A 2204-nucleotide genomic window follows, 5' to 3' on the forward strand; every position below is an offset into this window, starting at 1 on the left:
GGGGGTTGGGAGGATACTGTTACGCAGAGCACAACGAAGTTGAGATCGCTCAGGATAAGCTGCCCCATTTTCCCGGAACTATGGTTCAGATTATCCTCCTGCGGTCCGACGCCCGAGGCGTCGAGTCGATCATCTACCTTCCCGTGCGCAGGGGCCGGTTACCAAACTCGTGTGATACCCGTCGATACCCAAGCAGATAGCTGGCGGCAAAGGGTGGAAACGGATATTTCCAACATCGTGCAGGAGGTGACTCGTGGGCCCGCGGTCGAGGCACCTGAATTGGTAGTCATCCTTCTGACCCGGTCCCCCCAGCCCACAGACTTCGACATCGAAAGCATCGCTCACGAGCTAGGAAAGTGGGCAATCGAGAACGAACAAGTATGCCTCTTCGTCCTCTGGGCACCCTACTTTGTGAGCGCGAAATTGCACGGTCCCTTGGCCACATTGGACGACGCTCGCGAAGAACATGACAGTCAGGACCTCGAACTCGCCGACATTGCCTCGGAGGCGGGTGTCTTCGTGGCGCTATCAGGGGACGGAGAGTGGGGCTTCTATGGGGCTACACCGGTCACTCGAGGCCTTCTATATCAGGCCGCAACTCCGATAGTCGAGGGCGAGGGCGAGCAGCCACGCAAGCATAACGATGTCGGTCTACGGGGCGGCCTACGTCAGTACGTCGACCCAGGATGGAATTGGTTTTCGGCCACGGCCCCTTCGCCCTCCCTAAGGATATCGCCCGGCGAGATCCAAAGACACCTCGCAAGAGAGGCTCGAAGGAGCCTCATCGGCAAATATCGCCGGAACAGGTTCACACTATGACGCATAGAACGTTCCTGCTGCCCTCTCTGGCCACCACTCGGGGTCTACCTCCAGTGATCGAAATGCTGGACGACCTCCCGTCTCAAGCAATCGCCGTGGGCTTATTGCAAGCCACCCTGCAGCGATGGTCCCAAGACAACAGGCAGACCTACCTCGTGGTCTTACCGGGTTTCTCCCAAAACTTCGCGGGCGTGCTCCACACCACAGGCGGCTTTGGTGGTACGCCCCAGTACGTTGACGTTTATCCACTGCGCGAACGGATGCCTAGTCGCGTCCATCTCCCCCCCAGGAGCTAACGTCGTGCTAGCGACCGGTGTCATAGCTTCCGGTTTTACAGTGGACCGGGCTATCACTATTCTGCGAAAACAGGGTTTTTATCCTGTTGCGGTATTGACGCTCTTTGATCTCAGGCCATCGCCCCGGGAAGGTGCACGGAGTAGTCTCCATCCACCTCCGCCGGTGCTTGCAGGTATAAAGTTGCCTGACGAACGGCGATTCGACTATGAGCCGCTACGAGAGGATGTGGTGCTACACAATCCGGGTGACAAGCACTACTATGAACGAACCGACCTGGTTACATCTGCATTCAGTAGCGACGAGTTCTTCGATCTCGCCATCCAAGCAGGGGCGCCGGCGCGCCTTGGACACTTCCAGTTGCGAACGGATAGACACGTTTCTGCACTGATGGACATAAGCTGGATGCTCGACCGTTCGAAGCCGCTTAGGGAGGCAATTCGGGACCGCGTCTTGGAGTGGGTTCACGCGCGGCCGGCTCGGACTCCCTTTACGGTCTACTATCCCGATGATCATAGTGGATATGCCCGTGATGTTGCATCGGTCGTTGCGCTGGCTTTGAAGAGCAAGGGATACGAGGCGGATTGCAGTCCCCTGTCGCGAAGCATGTTCGACCACTCTCGCATCCACATTAATCAGCCCGCTAGACCAGATCCCCGCAGTGCTGTGTTAGTCGATTGGGGGGCAGTCACGGCGCGCACTATCAGGAATGCCTCGTCCGCTATCGTGGACAGAGGGTACGACAATTTGCTTGTTCTGCTTCTGACTAGTCAACTACCCGCAAGCGAGCGCGACACGCTTGCCCGGGTGTCAACGCTACGTGCACACACTTCACCCGTGGAGACCTCCGACACTCTTTTCACTCTAGAGCCCGCCAAAGTGGCTGAATGGGGTGTTTGCGCCGTTACTTTTGAGGTGATCGCTGATTTGCCTCTGCCCACGGAACACCGCACGGCGTGCTGGTCATGTTCGGCGTTAGGGGAGCTCTTAGAACTAGAGGAGGCCGTCCCGTCGGCAGGTCTGTGGGAACACGCACAACGTAAGAGCAAGCAGTACGTCTTGCGTGAGAATGGAGGCGACGCGCTAAGGGG

At 57.8% G+C, this 2204-nt stretch carries 1 protein-coding gene; it reads left to right on the plus strand.

The genetic code is table 11. The annotated features are described in order from the left end of the window. Window positions 1-1950: 1950 nt before the first annotated feature. Window positions 1951-2204 (plus strand): hypothetical protein (locus BJF81_RS19005; RefSeq protein WP_237769996.1); only part of this gene is annotated, 254 nt, incomplete at its 3' end.

This window comes from Ornithinimicrobium sp. CNJ-824 (assembly GCF_001942405.1).
In the GTDB taxonomy this organism is placed as follows: domain Bacteria; phylum Actinomycetota; class Actinomycetes; order Actinomycetales; family Dermatophilaceae; genus Ornithinicoccus; species Ornithinicoccus kibberensis.